Here is a 1370-nt window from a genome sequence, read left to right as displayed (position 1 = left end):
ATCCTCTGTACCTGCTAAGGTTATAGGGACAAGCCGTACGGGCAATTAGTACTGGTTAGCTTAATGCATTACTGCACTTCCACACCCAGCCTATCAACGTCCTGGTCTCGAACGACCCTTCAAAGAGCTCAAGGCTCTGGGAAATCTCATCTCAAGGCAAGTTTCCCGCTTAGATGCTTTCAGCGGTTATCTCTTCCGAACTTAGCTACCCGGCAATGCCACTGGCGTGACAACCGGTACACCAGAGGTTCGTCCACTCCGGTCCTCTCGTACTAGGAGCAGCCCCCTTCAAATTTCCAACGCCCACGGCAGATAGGGACCAAACTGTCTCACGACGTTTTAAACCCAGCTCACGTACCACTTTAAATGGCGAACAGCCATACCCTTGGGACCGGCTACAGCCCCAGGATGTGATGAGCCGACATCGAGGTGCCAAACTCCCCCGTCGATATGAACTCTTGGGAGGAATCAGCCTGTTATCCCCAGAGTACCTTTTATCCGTTGAGCGATGGCCCTTCCATACAGAACCACCGGATCACTATGTCCTACTTTCGTACCTGCTCGACTTGTCAGTCTCGCAGTTAAGCACGCTTATGCCATTGCACTATCAACACGATGTCCGACCGTATCTAGCGTACCTTCGAACTCCTCCGTTACACTTTAGGAGGAGACCGCCCCAGTCAAACTGCCTACCATGCACTGTCCCCGATCCGGATAACGGACCAAGGTTAGAACCTCAAACAAACCAGGGTGGTATTTCAAGGTTGGCTCCACGAGAACTAGCGTCCCCGCTTCAAAGCCTCCCACCTATCCTACACAGATTGGTTCAAAGTCCAATGCAAAGCTACAGTAAAGGTTCATGGGGTCTTTCCGTCTAGCCGCGGGTAGATTGCATCATCACAAACATTTCAACTTCGCTGAGTCTCGGGAGGAGACAGTGTGGCCATCGTTACGCCATTCGTGCAGGTCGGAACTTACCCGACAAGGAATTTCGCTACCTTAGGACCGTTATAGTTACGGCCGCCGTTTACTGGGACTTCAATCAAGAGCTTGCACCCCATCATTTAATCTTCCAGCACCGGGCAGGCGTCACACCCTATACGTCCACTTTCGTGTTTGCAGAGTGCTGTGTTTTTATTAAACAGTCGCAGCCACCAGTTTATTGCAACCCTTTCACCCTCATGGAGTAAACCAATCAAGCTACCGGGGCGTACCTTTTCCCGAAGTTACGGTACCAATTTGCCGAGTTCCTTCTCCCGAGTTCTCTCAAGCGCCTTAGAATACTCATCTCGCCCACCTGTGTCGGTTTGCGGTACGGTCTCGTATGACTGAAGCTTAGAGGCTTTTCTTGGAACCACTTCCGATTGCTT

The 1370-nt window shown here is 51.3% G+C and carries 1 rRNA gene; it reads right to left on the bottom strand.

The window, feature by feature from the left end:
* Positions 1-24 precede the first annotated feature (24 nt).
* Positions 25-1370, bottom strand: a 23S ribosomal RNA gene (locus tag IGS58_RS28975); the annotation flags it as partial.

Origin of the sequence: Janthinobacterium sp. EB271-G4-7A (genome assembly GCF_020858075.1) — a bacterium.
Lineage (GTDB): Bacteria > Pseudomonadota > Gammaproteobacteria > Burkholderiales > Burkholderiaceae_D > Janthinobacterium > Janthinobacterium lividum.
Note: the sequence above shows the minus strand (reverse complement) of the source record. Positions and strands in the feature narration are given on the sequence as shown.